Here is a 19391-nt window from a genome sequence, read left to right as displayed (position 1 = left end):
CGGAGGACATGCCTGTGACGAGCCTTCCCATTGCCGAGTGCTGCGCACTCGATAAGCCTCAAGGGCGCCGCGCCTTGGCCCTGTGCTCCCTGGCCCTGGCCGTGAGCCTGGCCGGTTGCGCCGGCCTGCCCGACCAGCGCCTGGCCAACGAAGCCCTGAAGCGCGGCGACACCGCGCTGGCCGAACAGAACTACCGGCAACTGGCGGACCTGGGCTACAGCGAGGCCCAGGTGGGCCTGGCCGACATCCAGGTGGACAGCCGCGACCCGGCGCAGATCAAGCAGGCCGAGGCCACCTATCGCGCCGCGGCCGATGTATCGCCCCGGGCCCAGGCGCGCCTTGGCCGCTTGTTGGTGGCCAAGCCCGGTTCCACCGAGGCCGAGCAGCACGAAGCCGAAGGCCTGTTGAAAAAAGCCTTTGCCAACGGTGAAGGCAACACCCTGATTCCCCTGGCGATGCTGTACCTGCAATACCCCCACAGCTTCCCCAACATCAACGCCCAGCAGCAGATCAGCCAATGGCGCAGCGCCGGTTACCCGGAAGCCGGCCTGGCCCAGGTGCTGCTGTACCGCACCCAAGGCACCTACGACCAACACCTGGCCGAGGTGGAAACCATCTGCAAGGCCGCGCTCAACAGCACCGACATCTGCTACGTGGAACTGGCCACCGTTTATCAAAAACGCGGCCAGCCGGAGCAACAGGCCGAGCTGCTCAAGCAGCTGCAGGCCGGCTACAGCCGTGGCACGGTCAGCGCCCAGCGAGTGGACAGCGTGGCCCGCGTGCTGGGCGATGCCAGCCTCGGCAAGCCGGACGAAAAAACCGCCCAGGCCCTGCTGGAGCAGGTCGCTCCGGGTTACCCGGCATCCTGGGTCAGCCTGGCCCAACTGCTCTACGACTTCCCCGAACTGGGTGACGTCGACAAGATGATGCAGTACCTGGACAACGGCCGCGCCGCCGACCAGCCCCGCGCCGAACTGCTGCTGGGCAAGCTCTACTACGAAGGCAAATGGGTACCGGCCGACGCCAAGGTCGCCGAAGAACACTTCCAGAAAGCCGTGGGCCGCGAAGTGGCTGCCGACTACTACCTCGGCCAGATCTACCGCCGTGGCTACCTGGGCCAGGTCTACCCACAAAAGGCCCTGGACCACCTGCTGACCGCCGCGCGCAACGGCCAGAACAGCGCCGACTTCGCCATTGCCCAGTTGTTCTCCCAGGGCAAGGGCACCAAGCCCAACCCAGTCAACGCCTACGTCTTCAGCCAACTGGCGAAGGTCCAGGACACGCCGCAAGCCAACGAGCTGGCGCAACAGCTGGAAACCCAATTGCCGCCTGCACAGCGCGCCGAAGCCCAACGCCTGCTGCAACAAGAGCAGGCCGTGCGTGGGGCCTTGAGCCAGAACGCGCTGCAACTGCACGCCCTGCAAGAAGAAGACGGCGAGGAAACCCTATGAAGTTGAATCCATTCGTGAAGGCCGGCATCGGCCTGAGCTTCGCCCTGATCTGGTCCTGCCCGACCCTGGCAGCGATGACCGATACCCAGAACTTCGGCCTGGAAGTGAAAATCACCGGCCAGTCCGAAGACGACCGCGACCTGGGCACCCTCAGCGGCGGCGACGTCAACGGCCTGGGCCTGGACCTGCGGCCGTGGGTCTACGGTGAACGCGGTGCCTGGAGCGCCTACGCCATGGGCCAGGCGGTGACCTCCACCGACATCATCGAAACCGATACGCTGCAGCAGTCGGACGCCGACGGTACCCAGCAGTCGAGCAACGACGACCGCAAGACCAAGAAAAACTACCTGGCCCTGCGTGAGTTCTGGATCGGCTACAGCGGCTTCACGCCCTACCCCGGCGAGCAGTTGAAACTGGGCCGCCAACGCCTGCGCAACGACGACGGCCAGTGGCGCGACACCAACATCGAAGCCCTGAACTGGACCTTTGACACCACCTTGCTGCGGGCCAACGTTGGCGCCGCCGAGCGCTTCAGCGAGTACCGCACCGACCTCAAAGAACTGGCGCCCAAGGATAAAGACCGCCTGCACGTCTACGGCGACGCGGCTTACCAGTGGACCCCAGGCAACTGGGTGGGGATTCGCGGTCATCACACCCACGATGACGGCAAGCTCGACTATCCGGTGCCCGGCGAAGCGGCCGATTCCCTGGACAAGAAAGAGAACGGCGACCTTACTTGGCTCGGCCTCACCGCCGACAGCGACGCCTATAACTGGCGCAACACCAACACCGTCAACTACTGGGCCAGCCTGACCGGCATGAGCGGCGACCGCGACACGGTCAACGCACTGGACGCCAATGGCAACCGCCCGGCCCAGGCCAAGCGCGGCGAGAACCTCGACGGCTGGGCCACGGACCTGGGCGTACGCCTGCGCCTGGACCCGAACTGGCAAGTCGGCGCCGCCTATGCCCGCGCCAGCGGCGACTACGAGCAGAACGGCCTGGAAAGCAACCGCTCCAACTACACCGGCACCCGCTCCCGCGTGCACCGTTTCGGCGAAGCCTATCGCGGCGAAATGAACAACATGCAGACCGCCACCCTGTTCGGCTCCTGGATGCTCAACGACGAATACGACGCCAGCCTGATCTACCACAAGTTCTGGCGCGTGGACGGCAAGAAGGCAGTCGGCAGCAACGGCATCAACGCCGTGGACAACGACTATGACGGCGACGGCAACCTGCTCTCCAGCACCTCGCTGCCGCTGCAAGACGGCAAGAAAGACCTGGGGCAGGAAATGGACTTGGTGGTCACCAAGTACTTCAAGCAGGGCCTGTTGCCGGCGGCCCTGAGCCAGTCCATCGATGAGCCATCGGCCCTGGTGCGTTTTCGTGGCGGTGTGTTCAAGCCCGGCGATGCCTACGGCAAAGACGTCGACTCGTACATGCACCGCGCCTTTATCGACGTGATCTGGCGCTTCTGATGCGAGCCGCGAAGGGAGTGCCCGAAATGAACTGCTACCCCATGAACAGCCCCGCTGCGAAAGGCGCCCTCAGCCTGTTGGCCGGCGCCCTGTTGCTGGCCAGCAGCTCGGCGTTCGCCACTGTCGAGCCGGCCAAGGCGCCGATCATCGCCAAGGAGCTGCAACAGGCCAAGACCTACACCGTCAGCAGTGCGCCCACCGAGCCGCTGAATCTGGCCACGCCGACCCTGCCCGACCTCTCCGGCTACACCGCAGAGGCCGCTGCGGCGAAGATCGTGCGCAGCAAGCCGGGCAAGATCAGCGTGCGCCGGATGATGCAGGAAGACGCCCTGAAGGACTTTATCGGCGGTGACAACAAGATGGCCGAATGGGTGGTGCGCCAACACGGCATTCCCCAGGCGATCTTTATCGACGACGGTTACATCAACCTCAAAGACCTGGCCAAGAAACTGCCCAAGCAGTACATCAGCGAAACCGCGCCGGGTGTATTCCTCGCGCGCCTGCCGATCGTGGTCGGGCGCAAGGGCATCCTGGAAATCGACAAACAGACCCAGGAGCTGCGCCTGTCCCAGGAAGGCGGTTCGTTCCTGGTCAACGATGGCCAACTGTTTGTGCGCGACACCAAGGTCACGGGCTGGCGCGAAAAAGACAACGGCCCGGCGACCTTCCGCTCGCCCAAGGAATTCCGCCCCTTCCTGCTGGCCTGGGGCGGCACCGAGACCTACATCGTCAACAGCCAGATGGCCAGCTTCGGCTACGCCAACTCCAAGTCCTACGGCGTGAGTATTTCCCAGTACACGCCGAACATGGCCAAGGTACTCAAGCGCGATGAACCCACCGGCTGGATCATCGGCTCGGAATTCTCGGACATGTGGTACGGCTTCTACTGCTACGAAACCCGCGACTTCGTGGTCAAGGGCAACACCTACAAAGACAACATCGTCTACGGCATCGACCCCCACGACCGTTCGCACCGGCTGATCATCGCCGACAACACCGTCCACGGGACGAAGAAGAAGCACGGCATCATCATTTCCCGGGAAGTGAACGACAGCTTCATCTTCAACAACCGTAGCTACGACAACAAACTCTCGGGCCTGGTGATCGACCGTAACAGCGTCAACAACCTGATTGCCTACAACGAGATCTACCGCAACCACACCGACGGCATCACCCTCTACGAGAGCGCCGACAACCTGCTGTGGGGCAACAAGGTGATCAGCAACAAACGCCATGGCATCCGCATTCGCAACAGCGTGAATATCCGCCTGTACGAAAACGTCGCCATGGCCAACGGCCTGACCGGCGTCTACGGCCACATCAAGGACCTTTCCGACACCGACCGCGACATCAAGCTCGACCCGTTCGACGCTCAGGTTTCGCTGATCGTGGTCGGCGGCGAACTGGCGGCCAATGGCAGCGGCCCGCTGTCCATCGACTCGCCGTTGAGCGTGGAGCTGTATCGCGTGTCCATGCTCGCGCCCACCAAAAGCAGCGGCATCAGCTTCTCGGGGATCCTTGGCGAGCGCCAGGATGAAATCCTCGACCTGATGGTTCGCCAGCAAAAAGCCGTGCTGATCGACCCCGTCGAACGCCAGACCGAAATGCGGGATTGAGGATGACTGTCATGCCCCCACACCTGATCAAACTGTTGAGCCTGTCGGCGCTGACCGCCGGCATTCTCGCCGCCAGCGCCGGCGCCCGCGCCGATGAGCCCCAGGCGCCGAACTTCACCGCCGAGCCGTGCTGCAACCTGTGCCCGGCCGCCCATGATGCGAAGAACTACACCACCCGCTACCAGCAGAACTTCACCACCCTGGTGCAAGCCCAGGGCGACTGGCTGTTCCGCACCCAGGAAGACCTGCGCACCGAATTCAACACCACACCGGAAGGCTACCGTCGCCTCAAGCAGTTGCACGAAGCTTTCAAGAGCAAGGGCGTGGAGCTGGTGGTGGTCTATCAGCCGACCCGTGGCCTGGTGAACCGCAACAAGCTCAACCCGGCGGAAAAGGCCCGCTTCGACTACGACAAGGCCCTGACCAACTACAAAGCCATGCTCGGGCGCTTCGCCCAAATGGGCTACGTGGTGCCTGACCTGTCGCCGCTGACCAACGAAGAACTGCCAGACACCCTGCCGGCCCACGACTTCTACTTCCGTGGCGACCAGCACTGGACGCCCTACGGCGCCCAACGCACCGCCAAGATCGTCGCCGACAAGGTCAAGCAACTGCCGGCCTTCGCCGACATTCCACGGCGTGAATTCGAGACCCACAAGTCTGGGCGCATGGGCAAGACCGGCACCCTGCACAACATGGCCGGGCAACTGTGCGGCACCAGCTACGCCATCCAGTACATGGACCAGTTCACCACCGAGCCCAAAGGCGAAGCGGCGGACGGCGACCTGTTCGGTGATTCCGGCAACCCGCAGATCACCCTGGTGGGCACCAGCCACAGTGGCAAGAACTACAACTTCGCCGGCTTCCTGGAAGAGTCCATCGGCGCCGACATCCTCAACGTCGCCTTCCCCGGCGGCGGCCTGGAAGGCTCGATGTTGCAGTACCTGGGCAGTGAGGAATTCCAGAAGAGCCCGCCGAAAATCCTCATCTGGGAGTTCTCGCCGCTGTACCGCCTGGACCAGGAAACCATCTACCGACAAATGATGTCTCTTCTCGACAACGGCTGCGAAGGCAAGGACACCCAGATGAGTGCCAGCGCCAACCTCAAGCCGGGCAAGAACGAACTGCTGGTCAACAGCAAAAATATGGACCTGCGCAACAGCAACCACCAGGTTGACATCCGCTTCGCCGATCCCTCGGTGAAAACCCTGCAAGCCACCCTCTGGTACATGAACGGGCGCCACGAGGACATCAAGATCGACAAACCGGAAACATCCGACACCGACGGGCGTTTCGCCTTTGAACTGCGCACTGACGAAGACTGGGCCTCGCAAAACCTGCTGGCCGTCGAAGTCCAGGGTCCGGAAGCGGGCGCTGCCGCGCAGAAAGTCGAAGCGAAAATTTGCAAACGCAACGTATTCCCGAGCGCGGAGCAACGCACCGCGCAGATCGGGCAATGAGGTTCCTATGCAAAGCACAACGATCAAACGACTTTTGACCCCGACCCTGCTCAGCCTGGCGATGTTCGCCGGCGCGACCCAGGCCGCGGCCCCCCTGCGGCCGCCCCAGGGTTACTTCGCGCCTGTGGATAAGTTCAAGACCGGCGACCACAGCGAAGGCTGCGACGCCATGCCCGCGCCCTACACCGGCTCGCTGCAATTTCGCAGCAAGTACGAAGGCTCGGACAAAGCCCGCGCGACCTTGAACACCCAGTCGGAAAAAGCCTTCCGCGACAGCACCGCCGACATCACCAAAATCGAGCGCGGCACCAGCAAACGGGTCATGCAGTTCATGCGTGATGGCCGCCCAGAACAGTTGGAATGCACCCTGAGCTGGCTCACCGCCTGGGCCCAGGCCGACGCGCTGATGTCCAAGGACTTCAACCACACCGGCAAGTCCATGCGCAAATGGGCCCTGGGCAGCATGGCCTCGGCTTACCTGCGCTTGAAGTTCTCCGACTCGCACCCGCTGGCGACCCACGAAAAGGAAGCGCAGCAGATCGAGGCCTGGTTCAGCAAGATGGCCGACCAGGTGGTCAGCGACTGGGACAACCTGCCCCTGGAAAAAACCAACAACCACTCCTACTGGGCCGCCTGGTCAGTGATGGCGACCTCCATCGCCACCAACCGCCGCGACCTGTTCGACTGGGCCGTCAAGGAATACAAGGTCGGGGTCAACCAGGTCGATGCCGAAGGTTTCCTGCCCAACGAACTCAAGCGTCAGCAGCGCGCCCTGGCCTATCACAACTACGCCCTGCCGCCGTTGGCGATGATCGCCAGCTTCGCCCAGGTCAATGGCGTGGACCTGCGCCAGGAAAACAACGGCGCCCTCAAGCGCTTGGGTGACCGAGTGCTGGCCGGGGTGAAAGACCCGGACGACTTCGAGAAAAAGAACGGTAAGCAGCAGGACATGAGCGACCTCAAGGTCGACTCGAAATTCGCCTGGCTCGAACCCTTCTGCAGCCTCTACACCTGCGCCCCCGATGTGCTGGAGCGCAAGCATGGCATGCAGCCGTTCAAGACCTTCCGCCTGGGGGGCGACCTGACCAAGGTCTACGACCCTTCCCACGAAAAAGGCTCCTGATCGAATCGTTGGAACAACTTCCTGTAGGAGCTGGCTTGCCAGCGAAGGGGCCCTCAAGGACGTCTTCGCTCTCAAGACCGCCATCGCCGGCAAGCCGGCTCCTACAGAACGCAGTACCGCTTTCCCGCTTTTTTCGCGGGGGGGTTTGGGGGGGCTCCGGCCTCTGACTATTGGTTAAACACGGAGAGATCGGGATGGTTTTTTCATCCAATGTGTTCCTGTTTCTGTTCTTGCCGATCTTTCTCGGCTTGTACTACTTGAGCGGGCAACGCTATCGCAACTTGCTGCTGCTGATCGCCAGTTATGTGTTCTATGCCTGGTGGCGGGTGGACTTCCTGGCGCTGTTCGCCGGCGTCACCCTGTGGAACTACTGGATCGGCCTGAAAGTCGGTGCGGCTGGGGTCCGGACCAAACCCGCCCAACGCTGGCTGCTGCTCGGCGTCGGCGTCGACCTGTGCATCCTCGGCTACTTCAAATACGCCAACTTCGGCGTGGACAGCATCAACGCGATCATGACCTCCTACGGTCTGGAACCGTTCATCCTGACCCACATCCTGTTGCCGATCGGGATCTCGTTCTACATCTTCGAGTCCATCAGCTACATCATCGACGTCTACCGCGGTGACACCCCGGCCACGCGCAACCTCATCGACTTCGCGGCGTTCGTGGCGATCTTCCCGCACCTGATCGCCGGCCCGGTCCTGCGCTTTCGCGACCTGGCGGACCAGTTCAACAACCGCACCCACACCCTGGATAAGTTCTCCGAAGGCTGCACCCGCTTCATGCAGGGTTTCATCAAGAAGGTGTTTATCGCCGACACCCTGGCGGTGGTCGCCGACCATTGCTTCGCCCTGCAAAACCCCACCACGGGCGACGCCTGGCTCGGCGCCCTGGCCTACACCGCGCAGCTGTATTTCGACTTCTCCGGCTACAGCGACATGGCCATCGGCTTGGGCCTGATGATGGGTTTCCGCTTCATGGAAAACTTCAAACAGCCCTACATCAGCCAGTCGATCACCGAGTTCTGGCGGCGCTGGCACATCAGCCTGTCCACCTGGCTGCGCGACTACCTGTACATCACCCTGGGCGGCAACCGCAAAGGCACGCTGATGACTTACCGCAACCTGTTCCTGACCATGCTGCTCGGTGGCCTGTGGCACGGTGCGAACATCACCTACATCGTCTGGGGCGCCTGGCACGGCATGTGGCTGGCGATCGAAAAAGCCCTGGGCCTCAACACTTCGCCGCGCAGCCTGAACCCGATCCGCTGGGCACTGACCTTCCTCCTGGTGGTCATGGGCTGGGTGATCTTCCGTGCCGAAAACCTGCACGTGGCCGGGCGTATGTACGGCGCCATGTTCAGCTTCGGCGACTGGTCGCTGTCGGAACTCAACCGCGCCAGCCTCACCGGCCTGCAAGTGGCGACCCTGGTCCTGGCCTACGCCACCCTGGCGTTCTTCGGCCTGCGCGACCTCTACAGCAACCCGCCAGTGAGCAAGGCCAAGCCCGAGCCAGGCAGCGAGGTGGACGGCCCGGCCGGCGCACAACCGGGGCTGATCAAGGCCGTACCCGGCGACAACCCCGGCAGCATCCACCAACCGGGCTACACCGTGGGCACCGATGCCCAGGTGCAACCGGCCTACTGGACCGCCGACTGGTCGCGCTACGTGATGCGGGGCCTGGTGCTGCTGCTGTTCATCGCCTCGATTCTCAAACTCTCGGCGCAAAGCTTCTCGCCGTTCCTTTACTTCCAGTTCTGAGGGATCTGACATGACCCGCTCATTACGTCTGTTCTACATCGCCCTGTTCATGCTGACCCTGACGGTCCTGGGCCTGTGGTCGGTGCGCAGCTTCTTCGGCTTCAGCACCAACGCCGAGGCCACGGTGCTCAACGGGCGCTGGACCAAGGCTGTGGAAACTCACTACGACGAAGAGTTTCCGATCAAGCGCCTGGGCACCAACCTCTGGGCCGCCCTGGACTTCAAGCTGTTCAACGAAGGCCGTCCGGGCGTGGTCCTGGGCCGTGACCAGTGGCTGTACAGCGATGAGGAATTCAACCCCATCGTCAACGAAGAGCTGAACCTGCAGGGCAACTACGCCCTGGTGGAAGGCGTGCGCCAGCAGCTCAAGGCACGCGGTGTGAAACTGGTGATGGCCATCGTCCCGGCCAAGGTGCGCCTGTACCCGGAACACCTGGGTGACGTGCAACCGGCCAGCATCCACGCCAACCTCTACCAGGACTTCCATGCCCGGGTCGCGGCCAACAAGATCCTTGCCCCCGACCTGCTGGGCCCACTGCAACAGGCCAAGCAACAGGGCCAGCAAGTGTTCCTGCGCACCGACACCCACTGGACCCCGAGCGGCGCCGAAATCGCCGCCAAGCAACTGGCCCAGTCGATTGCCGAAAAAGCCCCCTTGAGCGGCCAGCCCCAGCGCTTCGTCACCGAGGCTGAACAGACCGTGGCGCACAAAGGCGACCTGCGCCTGTTCCTGCCCCTGGACCCGCTGTTTGAAAACCTCATGCCGGCCCAGGAGCCCCTGGATAAACGCGTCACCCGCGCCGCTGACGACCAGCCCGCTGCCGATGATGCGCTGTTTGCCAACAACGACGTGCCGGTGGCCCTGGTGGGCACCAGCTACAGCGCCAACCCCAACTGGAACTTTGTCGGCGCGCTGAAGCAGGCCCTGCACAGCGACGTGGTGAGCTACGCCGAAGACGGCCACGGCCCGATCCTGCCGATGCTCAGCTACCTCAAAAGCGACGACTTCAAGAACAACCCGCCCCAGGTGCTGATCTGGGAATTCCCTGAACGCTATCTGCCCGTCAACAACGAAATCGGCGACGCCGACCCGCAGTGGGTCGCAGAGCTCAAGCAAGCCGGCGCTCGCCAACAAAACCTAGCCGTTAACGCCAAATCCGAGACGCCGATCGGCGCAAAACTGAAAAGAGGTAACACTCATGACTTTCATTACTACTCCTCGCCGTCTCGCTGCCAACTCCCTGAAAGTGGCAGCCCTGGTCGCTGGCATGGGCCTGATGTCGACATCGGTATTCGCCGGTGGCGACGCCGCCCTGTACGGCCCGACCGCACCCAAAGGCTCGACCTTCGTACGCATCTACAACGCCAGCAACGCCGAAGTCAGCGCCACGGTTGGCAGCACCAACGTCAGCGACGTTGCGCCCCTGGCCAGCAGTGACTTCAGCTTCATGCCCGGTGGCGACTACAGCGCCAAAGTGGGCAGCCAGACCGTGCCGGTGAAACTCGCCGCCGACCACTATTACACCCTGGTCAACAACGCCAGCGGCCAGCCACAACTGATCGAAGAGCCGCCGTTCAAGAACAAGCAGAAGTCCCTGGTGCGGGTGCAGAACCTCAGCGACAAGGCCCTGACCCTGAAGACCGCCGACGGCAAGACCGACGTGGTCAAGGCCGTGGCCGCCAAAGGCCGCGGCGAGCGCGAAATCAACCCGGTGAAGGTCAGCTTCGCCCTGTACGACGGTGAGAAAAAAGTCAGCGACCTCAAGCCCGTGGCCCTGGAGCGCGGCGAAGCGGCGGTGCTCTACGTCACCGGCAACGGCAGCAGCCTGTCGCCGGTGTGGGTGAAACGCCCAGTGTCGACCCGCTAACGAATTTCCGGATGCCTTGCCCGTCCCCCGCCTCTCGTAGGAGCTGGCTTGCCAGCGAAGGCGTCCTCAAGCTCGACACAAGGCTCAAAGGCCCCTTCGCCGGCAAGCCGGCTCCTACAGAGGGCAGGCACCGCATCCGGGCACGCGACAACAACAAGAGTGAAACGACTGAACGCAGTAGCTCTAACCCATACGATATTTGAAGGAGTAACAACATGATTCCGGTGATCTTGTCAGGTGGTAGCGGCTCACGTCTTTGGCCGCTTTCGCGTAAACAGTTTCCCAAGCAATTCCTCGCCCTGACCGGCGAACACACGCTGTTCCAGCAAACCCTGGAGCGCCTGGTGTTTGAAGGCATGGACACCCCGATCGTGGTCTGCAACAAGGATCACCGCTTTATCGTCAACGAGCAGTTGGCGACGCGCAAACTCGAATGCCAGCGCATCCTGATGGAGCCCTTCGGCCGCAACACCGCGCCCGCCGTGGCCCTGACCGCGATGATGCTGGTCAACGAAGGCCGCGACGAGCTGATGCTGGTGCTGCCGGCGGACCACGTGCTGGAAGACCAGAAAGCCCTGCAACGTGCCCTGGCCCTGGCCACCGTCGCCGCCGAACGTGGCGAGATGGTGCTATTCGGCGTCCCGGCCACCAAGCCGGAAACCGGCTACGGCTACATCAAGTCCAGCAACGACGCGCTGCTGCCGGAAGGCGTGAGCCGGGTCTCGCACTTCGTCGAGAAACCCGACGTCAAGCGCGCCACCGAATTCGTCGAGGCCGGCGGCTATTTCTGGAACAGCGGCATGTTCCTGTTCCGCGCCAGCCGCTTCCTCGAAGAGCTGAAAAAGCATGACCCGGACATCTACGACACCTGCCTGCTGACCCTGGAGCGCAGCAGCGAGGACGCCGACACCGTGGACATCGACGAAGCAACCTTCGCCTGCTGCCCGGACAACTCCATCGACTACGCGGTGATGGAAAAAACCCAGCGCGCCTGCGTGGTGCCCCTGAGCGCCGGTTGGAGCGACGTGGGTTGCTGGTCGTCGCTGTGGGACGTGCATGAAAAAGACGCCAACGGCAACGTCAGCAAAGGCGACGTGGTGATCCAGGACAGCCGCAACTGCATGATCCACGGCAACGGCAAACTGGTGTCGGTGATCGGCCTGGAAAACATCGTCGTGGTGGAAACCAAGGACGCCATGATGATCGCCCACAAGGACAAGGTCCAAGGCGTGAAACAGATGGTCAACACCCTCAACGAACAGGGCCGCAGCGAAACCCAGAACCACTGCGAAGTCTATCGCCCGTGGGGCTCCTACGACTCCGTGGACATGGGCGGCCGCTTCCAGGTCAAGCACATCTCGGTCAAGCCGGGCGCTTGCCTGTCGTTGCAGATGCACCACCACCGCGCCGAACACTGGATCGTGGTCAGCGGCACCGCCGAAGTCACCTGTGACGAGAACGTGTTCCTGCTCACCGAGAACCAGTCCACCTACATCCCGATCGCCTCGGTGCACCGCCTGCGCAACCCGGGCAAGATCCCCCTGGAAATCATCGAAGTGCAATCGGGCAGCTACCTGGGCGAAGACGACATCGAACGCTTCGAAGACATCTACGGTCGCTCTACTCCGGTGGAACGTGGGGTGTCGGTGAAGACCATTGCTCAGTAAGGGCAGCTACAAGCTTCAAGCGGCAAGCTGCGAGTAACAGCAGGGAGTCGTTGACCGTTAGATTTTCAACCCCTTCCCAGGTGCCTGCGTCCCCTATCCGCAGGCAGTTGGGCAAGGGGTATTTTTTTGGAGCAGCGGCAAGCGGCAAGTTGAGCGCTGGAATATTTAGTGTGTAAACAACGGCAACAGGCCCAGTTCCATGAGTGTGCTGTCGATGTTCGCCACTCGCTGCACATGCTCTGCTGTGCGTTCGTCCAACAGTTGGGGCGTACTCACAATCAAGGTGCCTCGTCCGGCAACTTCAATCAGCTGTTCGGCGTCGACAAAGTCCTGGGCTTGCAAGAGGTGCGGGCAAAAACCTATCCAGCCGATGGTCTGCCGATCCTTGAACACTTTGCCGCGCCGATAGTGATCGCTGGGCGCAAACACACACCAGTCGATTTCAGGCCACCTCTCCAACGCCAACTGCATGACCTGCAACACCAACGATTTCACATCGCTGACCGCCATCACCAACGCCCCGACGTCCTCGAAGTGCATGCCGGCCATGGCGGCTCCATCGTGCGCGCTGTAATGAAAGGCCAAGCCGCCCTGTAACGGATCGTCCACCCCGTTCCACACCGAAAACTCAAGCTGGGTAGGAAAATCCTCATCCGCCTGCCGGGCCGCCTCCTCCTGCAAGGCGCCAGGATGATCCTGCAAACGCTTGCCCAGTGCCTGCCGCTTGGAGCCCGCCTGAAAAAACCAGTCCCCCAGCAACGGATGAACAACCGCCAGCTCAGCCAAAAAACACTCTGCCCTGTGCAACTGCACCGAGTGCGGGACCTGCACGATGGAGGGCTTGTGGAACCGCAAGACAAAAGAACACTTCCTGAACACATCCATCGCCCTGCTCCTGTGCTTGGGCCTGGATCATAAATTAAACCAGCCTTTTTTTGCCCTGGCTTCGCTCCAGTACTGGCATCATTCATCGCCAACCCCACCCAGGCTTAGGTAGGATGGGCTCTCTCTTTTCCCGAGGTTCGCGTCATGTTCATCGGCGTTCTGCTGGTCATCACCTGGCTGATCCTGCTTATCCGCTACCCGGCCAAGGCGTTCCCGGTGTCCCTGGCAGCCGCGATCGGCCTGGGCCTGGTCGCCACCTGGGTGGTCTGGCAGGACCACCGCGAAGCCCGGCAACTGGCCCGTCTGGACCTGAACATCCGCTACGCGCCCGAGCACTGCCCCGCCGACCGTCCCTTGCAACTGAACATGCGCAACAGCAACAGCGTGCCCCTCACCGAACTGCGTTGGCGCATCGCCGCCTATGCCACCGGTGATACGGTCAATCTCGCCGACAACCAATACAGCGCCCCGCGCTATCGCGGCCCGGGCGAATTGCAGGCCGGCGCCACATGGACAGACTGCCTGCCAATGCCGCCACTGCGCCCCGGCTACCGCCCGCAAACCCTGGAGTTTCGCGCCGAGCACTTGCAAGGCAGCTTCTCCGACTGATGGCCCCTCTTCCCTCCCAGCACAAGGACCGCGCCATGCCCATCGCGTTGATCACCGGTTGTTCCAGCGGCATCGGCCGTGCCCTGGCGGACGCCTTCAACAGCGCCGGTTTCACGGTCCTGGCCACGGCGCGCAAGGCGGAGGATGTGGCGGCCCTGCAAGCCGCTGGTTTCACCGCGGTGCAACTGGATGTGAATGACGGCCCGGCGCTGAGTGCCTTGGGCGAGCAGATCAACCAGCAGCACGGCGGCCTCGATGTGCTGATCAACAACGCCGGTTACGGCGCCATGGGCCCGCTGCTGGATGGCGGCGTGGACGCCATGCAACGCCAGTTCGAAACCAATGTGTTCTCGGTGGTTGGGGTCACCCGGGCGCTGTTCCCGGTGCTGCGCCGCAGCCGTGGCCTGGTGGTGAATATCGGCAGTGTGTCCGGGGTGCTGGTCACGCCCTTTGCCGGCGCCTACTGCGCCTCGAAAGCCGCGGTGCATGCCTTGAGCGACGCCCTGCGCATGGAGTTGGCGCCGTTCGGCATCCGGGTGATGGAAGTCCAGCCGGGGGCGATTGCCTCCAGCTTCGCCAAGAATGCCGGGCACGAAGCCGAGCAGTTGCTCAATGACCAGTCGCCCTGGTGGCCGCTGCGCGAAGGCATCCGTGCCCGGGCCAAGGCCTCTCAGGACAAGCCGACCCCAGCCAGCGAGTTTGCCGCCCACCTGCTCAAAGCGGTGCAACAAGACTCACCACCACGCCTGGTGCGGATCGGCAATGGCAGCCGGGCCTTGCCCTTGCTGGCAGCGCTGCTGCCCAAAGGCCTGTTGGAAAAGGTATTGATGAAACGTTTCGGCCTGGGCGCGAAGCTCTGACGCAAACCCCTGGGGGCTTGCTTGTGCCCCCTCTCAATCCCAGTAGAATGCGCGCACTTGGGCGTTCGCGCTCACGCAGCATGGAATCGCTGGCGCCGACACTGAAGCATGGAACGGCTTAAGCTCCGCCCTCTCCAGTCCTCACCCTGTCCTCTTCCATGCGCCCCTTTATTCAATCGCAGATCAGGGAATATCCATTGAAATTGTTCAACGTGCTGCCACTGGCCTTGGCCACCTTACTGGCGGCTTGCGCCTCCACGGCACCGGAAAAAACCGAACCAACCGTTCTCGAACTGAATGACACCCTGCCCAAGCTGACCCTGCAAAGCGTCCTGCCCCAGGTCGCCGCCAATGAACACTGCAACCCGGCCATGGACAGCGATCTGCTGTATGGCACGGGCTTCAATCTCTACGAGCTCGAGGACTACAAGAACGCCAAGAGCTGCTTCGCGATGGCCGCCCCTCACTACACCCGGGCGTTCTGCTACCTGTCGACCACCACCGACCAGGAACAAGACAAACCCAAGGCCCAGCGGGATAACGAATCCTTCAACTACATCGCCTACGCGGCGTCGCAGAACGACTGGTGCGCCGAGTACGGCATGTACGCCACTTACTGGTTCGGCGACAAAGGCTTCACCAAGGACCCTGCCCTGGCCACCCGTTGGCTGGAGCGCTCGGCCATGCACGGCAACCCGGAGCCGCAGCAACGCCTGGCGGATGACGCCGAAGAGGCCGGCGACCTGGTGAAAGCCTATGCTTGGCTGAAGGTCATCGACGACACCGAGGACACCAGCCAGCTGGATGCCCTGAAGGCAAAGATGAGCCCTGAACAATTGGCCGAAGGCGAGCAGCGTTTCAACGAACTCAACGCGCGCGTGACCAGCAAGCAGGTGATGTACGACGAGGCGCGGGAGGAAGAAGTCAGCGTGTTTTCCGCCGAGATCCTCCTGGACGCCCCCGACACCTTCAAGGGCGTGCCCATCGCCGAGCGCCGGGCCTTCGTCAAACAGGCCCTGGTCAAAGCCCGGGAGAGCGGCAAATTCACCAAGCGCGGAGCGGTGACCCAGTACATCATCGTGTCGCGGTTGGCTCAGCAGCGTTATCCGCGTGCCGAGATTTTGAACAACAAGAAGCTGCTGGCGGTGATCAATAACATCGACGTCAGCGTCGACACCACGGTGAAAAAGTCCCTGGCGATCATGCAGAAAACCTACAAATAACCGGCCCCCCATTCGGCATTCCTACCGGCACCGCACGCTGCTGGTAGGAGCCGACTTGCCGGCGAAAAGGCCGGCAAGCCGGGTGCAAGGCTGAAGGTCGCTTTCGCTGGCAAGCCAGCTCCTACACAAGCCAGCGCCTACAAGGGTTGCGGGTTGACCACCACGGTGCAGGTGATACCGGCGGCCAGCAATACGCCCTCCGGCACTTCATCGATGTGGATGCGCACCGGCACCCGCTGGGCCAAGCGCACCCAGTTGAAGGTCGGGTTGACGTCGGCGATCAGCTCGCGGCTTTCCGGGTTGTCGCGGTCGTAGATACCGCGGGAAATACTCTCCACATGGCCCTTGAGCACTTCACCGCTCATCAGTTGCATGTCGGCCTTATCCCCTACGCGCACGTGGGGCAGCTTGGTTTCTTCGAAGAAGCCGTAGACCCAGAACGAGTTCATATCGACCACGGCCATCTTCGGTTCGCCGATGCGCGCGTAATCGCCACGGTGCACGTTGAGGTTGGTGACGTAGCCGTCCACCGCCGCGCGCACCTGGGTGCGTTTGAGGTTGAGTTCGGCGGCGTCCAGTTGGGCCTGGGCGTGCTGGTAATCGGCCAGGGCCGAGTCGGCGATGTTACTCGCGTCGTCGCGGCTTTCCTTGGAGATCACCAGGTTGTCCAGGTCGGCGCGGCGGTGGGCGTTGACCTTGCGCATTTCCCAGGTGGCCTTCTTCGACGCCACCAACGATTGCGCCTGTTTCACCGCGATCCGGTAGTGCTCCGGGTCGATCTGCATCAGCAGGTCGCCCTTCTTCACCAACTGGTTGTCGCGCACCGGCACGTCCACCACCTCGCCAGTGACGTCGGCCGCCACGTTGATGATGTCGGCCCGCACCCGGCCATCACGGGTCCAGGGGGTGTTCATGTAGTGCTCCCACAACGAGCGGCCAATCCACAGGGCCAGGGCCAGCACGAGCAAGGTGGCAAGCAGGCTGAAAAACTTTTTCATCGCGGGGGTCTCAACGGTAGACAGTGAGCGCCATGGCGCCGAACAGACAGGTGAACAGGCTCAGGCGCAACAGCGCCGGGTGCCAGAAGAAGCGGTACAGGTCATACCCGGCGATAAACCGGTCCAGGGCCCAGGCCAGGGCCGCGGCGACAAAAAACATCAGGGTCATGGTCGGCATGTAAACGCCATGGAAGGCGATTTCACGAGGCATGTTCAGGTCCTTGGGGGGCAACGGCATAAGCCGCCAGCGGCGACTGCGGGTCGAGCAACGAGGTGCGGATGAAATGCAGGTAGCTCTTCACCCGGCGCAGGGCCGAGGTGTCGAAGTGCGGGGCGAACGGTTCGTCGGTGGCCTGGACCCGGCTGATGGCGTGGTCCACGGCAATCAGGCTGCGCTCCAGGTTGCTCTGGCTGGGCTGCAGGAACAGCCGCACCAGGGAGCGGCCCATGACCCGGATCGCCTGGCGCCAGGGCTGGGATTCGGCATAGGCCGGGTGCACCGGGAGAATCGCCTGTTCCTTGCGCAACTCGATAATGGCGTGGCCGACTTCCAGCACCATAAACATCCAGCGCAGCAGTTCGCGCTGCACCTGAGGCTGGCTCACCGCCAGGCCGTAGGCGTGGTGCAGCAGGTCGCGGGTCCGGCTTTCGAAGCTCGATGCCAGGCCCTTGAGCTTGCCGCTGATGGCGTACACCACCTGGCCGCGCAGGTCCTGCTCCAGCCGGCGCCACAGCCAGCGGCTGTTGGGCGGCAGGATGATGGCCCCGGCCGCCGCACAGACCAGCATGCCCATGACCATGGCGATGTAGTCGTTGATAAAGGCGTAGGGGTTGTAGACCGTGAGGTTGTCCGGCACCGAGCCGGTGCTGAAAAAGATCAGCAGCCCCAGGCCGACGCCCACGTATTGCGGCCGCGAGGTCAGGAAGGAACCCAGCACGATGACCGGCGCCAGCATCACGCAGAGCAACGGGAAACCGTCGATCCAGGGGAACACGAAGAACATTTCCACAAAGCCCACCACGGCGCCGATCAACGTGCCGCACGCCATCTGGAACGCCATGCGTTTCGGGTTCGGCGTGGCCGCGGACAAGCCGATGGTGGCCGCCGCGATCAGGGTCATGGTGGCGCCACTGGGCCAGGCGGTGATCACCCAGTAGCTGCCGAGCACCAGCAGCACAAAGGCCGCGCGAATCCCCGAGGCCGCCGAGGCCAGCCAGTTGGTTTGCGGGGTAAAGGGCTCGTCCCAGTGTTCCCGTTCGTGGCGATGCTCGGCCAGGGACGCGTGGGTCTGGGCATAACTGTGCAGCTCATCGACAAAGCGGTACAGCAGCTCGTAGGCGGTGTGAAAGTCCAGCAACTCAGCGTCGCTGGGCTGACGCTCCTGGAAGCTCGCCCGCAGGCGGCGCACGGTCGCCGGCAAGGCCTCTTTGTAGTTCGCCAATTGCTCGGCCAGACGCGCCGCATCAGGGCTGGTCAAGGCCCGGCCGGAGAAGCCGTCGAGCAGTTCGGCCAGGTCCTGCAAGCCTGGCTTGATGGCCGCCACCACGTGATCCGCACCGCTGCTGCGCAGGCGCTCCAGCAACTGATGCAAGGCATTGAAGCGGGTGGTGATGCCCATGAACTCGCTGTTCAGCCGACTCAGACGACCGTTGCGCCGACGCATGTGCGGGTCTTCAAACACCGTCACGCTGCGCAATCCTTCCAAGCCCACCGCCTCGGCGATAAAGCGCACATTGGTGCTCTCAAAGGCCTCGCGCTGACTACGCCCGCGCAGGCCATCGGTGACAAACAAGGCAAAGACCCCGAAGCGCTGGTACAAGGCATTGCGCATGGCAGCGCTGGTGGTCTGCGGCAGAATCGCGGCGCTGACCAATGTCGAGCACAGGATGCCCAGGGAAATTTCCAGCACCCGCCACACTGCCGCCATGAAGGCGCCGTCGGGATGGGCCAGGGCCGGCAGGCCGACCATCGCGGCGGTGTAACCGGCAAGGACAAAACCGTAGGCGCGGAAGTTGCGATAACGGGCCGCACCGGCCGAGCAGATGCCGACCCAGATCGCCAGGCTGCCGAGGAACAATTCAGTGTTCTGGGCGAACAGCGCGATCAGCGCCACCATCACTGCCGAGCCGGTCAAGGTGCCGAGAAAGCGGTAGAAGCTCTTGGCAAACACCTGGCCGCTCTGCGGCTGCATGACGATGAATACAGTGATCATCGCTGTGCGCGGTTGCGGCAGCTCCAGGCGCATGGCCAGCCACAGGGTCAGAAACGCGGCGATCAGGACCTTGAAGATATAGACCCAGGTCACGCCGTCGCTGCGTGCCCAGTCAAAGAAACCACGGCGCCATTCAAGGGAGTACAGCCAGCGCAACGGAGCGGGCAACGAAGTCAT

At 62.8% G+C, this 19391-nt stretch carries 15 protein-coding genes and 1 pseudogene; 12 read left to right on the top strand and 4 right to left on the bottom strand.

Annotated elements, in window-relative coordinates; translation table 11 throughout:
- Positions 1-8 precede the first annotated feature (8 nt).
- From algK to M1B35_RS25700, 9 genes and pseudogenes are all read left to right on the top strand, one after another.
- Positions 9-1451 (top strand): alginate biosynthesis TPR repeat lipoprotein AlgK, encoded by a 1443-nt coding sequence (algK, locus tag M1B35_RS25740; protein ID WP_268263451.1) that lies wholly within the window; start codon positions 9-11, stop codon positions 1449-1451.
- Entirely contained in the window at positions 1448-2932 is a 1485-nt protein-coding gene (locus M1B35_RS25735; protein ID WP_268263450.1) for an alginate export family protein, read from the top strand. Before algK ends, M1B35_RS25735 begins: the two co-directional genes overlap by 4 nt.
- Positions 2933-2958: 26 nt before the next feature.
- Positions 2959-4548: a mannuronan 5-epimerase AlgG gene (gene algG, locus M1B35_RS25730; protein WP_123336967.1), complete on the top strand. Its 1590-nt coding sequence runs from the start codon at positions 2959-2961 to the stop codon at positions 4546-4548.
- Positions 4549-4559: 11 nt separating this feature from the next.
- A complete protein-coding gene (locus M1B35_RS25725) occupies positions 4560-6008 on the top strand; it encodes an alginate O-acetyltransferase (RefSeq protein WP_123336969.1) in 1449 nt (482 codons plus the stop codon).
- A gap of 7 nt (positions 6009-6015) precedes the next feature.
- On the top strand, positions 6016-7131 hold the full coding sequence (locus tag M1B35_RS25720) for a mannuronate-specific alginate lyase (RefSeq protein ID WP_123336971.1): 1116 nt from the start codon (positions 6016-6018) through the stop codon (positions 7129-7131).
- 194 nt (positions 7132-7325) lie between these two features.
- Positions 7326-8891 carry an MBOAT family O-acyltransferase gene (locus M1B35_RS25715; protein WP_123336972.1) on the top strand — a complete coding sequence of 522 codons (1566 nt, stop codon included), beginning with the start codon at positions 7326-7328 and terminating at the stop codon, positions 8889-8891.
- A 10-nt stretch (positions 8892-8901) separates the two neighbouring features.
- Positions 8902-10059: pseudogene (locus M1B35_RS25710) on the top strand (alginate O-acetyltransferase); the annotation flags it as partial.
- Between the two features lie 31 nt (positions 10060-10090).
- Complete coding sequence (locus M1B35_RS25705; RefSeq protein ID WP_268263449.1) at positions 10091-10759, top strand: alginate O-acetyltransferase AlgF; 669 nt, start codon at positions 10091-10093, stop codon at positions 10757-10759.
- A 215-nt stretch (positions 10760-10974) separates the two neighbouring features.
- Positions 10975-12426, top strand: a complete 1452-nt coding sequence (locus M1B35_RS25700) for a mannose-1-phosphate guanylyltransferase/mannose-6-phosphate isomerase (RefSeq protein ID WP_123336978.1) — start codon at positions 10975-10977, stop codon at positions 12424-12426.
- Between the two features lie 165 nt (positions 12427-12591).
- Here the strand turns inward: M1B35_RS25700 and M1B35_RS25695 are convergent, their stop codons facing one another.
- Positions 12592-13311: an Imm52 family immunity protein gene (locus M1B35_RS25695; protein WP_268263448.1), complete on the bottom strand. Its 720-nt coding sequence runs from the start codon at positions 13309-13311 to the stop codon at positions 12592-12594.
- A 144-nt stretch (positions 13312-13455) separates the two neighbouring features.
- Here M1B35_RS25695 and M1B35_RS25690 point away from each other — a divergent pair, with 144 nt between their 5' ends.
- From M1B35_RS25690 to M1B35_RS25680, 3 genes are all read left to right on the top strand, one after another.
- Complete coding sequence (locus M1B35_RS25690) at positions 13456-13920, top strand: multidrug transporter (protein ID WP_123336980.1); 465 nt, start codon at positions 13456-13458, stop codon at positions 13918-13920.
- Positions 13921-13955: 35 nt separating this feature from the next.
- On the top strand, positions 13956-14780 hold the full coding sequence (locus M1B35_RS25685) for an SDR family oxidoreductase (RefSeq protein WP_268263447.1): 825 nt from the start codon (positions 13956-13958) through the stop codon (positions 14778-14780).
- 197 nt (positions 14781-14977) lie between these two features.
- Positions 14978-16003 (top strand): SEL1-like repeat protein, encoded by a 1026-nt coding sequence (locus tag M1B35_RS25680; RefSeq protein WP_268263446.1) that lies wholly within the window; start codon positions 14978-14980, stop codon positions 16001-16003.
- A gap of 137 nt (positions 16004-16140) precedes the next feature.
- Here M1B35_RS25680 and M1B35_RS25675 read toward each other — a convergent pair whose 3' ends face one another.
- From M1B35_RS25675 to M1B35_RS25665, 3 genes are read right to left on the bottom strand one after another with little or no spacing between them, the layout of a single operon-like run.
- On the bottom strand, positions 16141-17001 hold the full coding sequence (locus M1B35_RS25675) for an efflux RND transporter periplasmic adaptor subunit (RefSeq protein ID WP_123336986.1): 861 nt from the start codon (positions 16999-17001) through the stop codon (positions 16141-16143).
- 10 nt (positions 17002-17011) lie between these two features.
- The gene (locus M1B35_RS25670) at positions 17012-17212 is read right to left on the bottom strand and encodes a DUF1656 domain-containing protein (RefSeq protein ID WP_078469901.1); all 201 of its coding nucleotides are present in this window, start codon (positions 17210-17212) and stop codon (positions 17012-17014) included.
- Entirely contained in the window at positions 17202-19391 is a 2190-nt protein-coding gene (locus tag M1B35_RS25665) for an FUSC family protein (protein ID WP_268263445.1), read from the bottom strand. The genes M1B35_RS25670 and M1B35_RS25665 overlap by 11 nt, the downstream gene beginning before the upstream one ends.

It is taken from the genome of Pseudomonas morbosilactucae (assembly GCF_023241665.1).
In the GTDB taxonomy this organism is placed as follows: domain Bacteria; phylum Pseudomonadota; class Gammaproteobacteria; order Pseudomonadales; family Pseudomonadaceae; genus Aquipseudomonas; species Aquipseudomonas morbosilactucae.
This window is presented reverse-complemented; position numbering and strand designations above follow the sequence as displayed.